This window comes from Thiorhodococcus minor (assembly GCF_010820565.1).
GTDB lineage: Bacteria > Pseudomonadota > Gammaproteobacteria > Chromatiales > Chromatiaceae > Thiorhodococcus > Thiorhodococcus minor.
On record NZ_JAAIJQ010000363.1, the window covers coordinates 1 to 391 of the forward strand.

The 391-nt window shown below is 66.0% G+C and carries 1 protein-coding gene; it reads left to right on the forward strand.

Translation table 11 applies throughout. The annotated features are described in order from the left end of the window. Positions 1–80: 80 nt before the first annotated feature. A partial coding sequence (locus G3446_RS27340; RefSeq protein ID WP_164456766.1) for an AAA family ATPase occupies positions 81–391 on the forward strand: 311 nt, incomplete at its 3' end.

Consider the following 391-nt stretch of genomic DNA (forward strand, 5'->3'; position numbering starts at 1 on the left):
GCGTCGCAAGGCCACTTGGAACGATGATTACCGCGCTAAGGTCCTCTTGGGCTGAGAATTTATACGCGCTCGCCCTGCCCATGAATAGCCGACTGCTTGCCCTCTATGGGCTGAAATGGCACCCCTTCTCCTCGGAGCTGCCGATCGAGGCCCTCTACGTCCCGCCGCGGGTGGAGCAGTTCCTCTGGCGCATCGAGCAGGCGCAGATCCGCGAAGGCGGCTTCGCGATGGTCCACGGCGAGCCGGGTAGCGGCAAGAGCGTGGTCCTGCGCCTGCTCGCCGAGCGCCTCGCCCAGCTTCCCGACCTCACCGTCGGCGCCATCGATCACCCGCAAAGCAACCTCGCGGATTTCTACCGCGAGCTCGGCGAGCTGTTCGCCGTGCCGCTGCG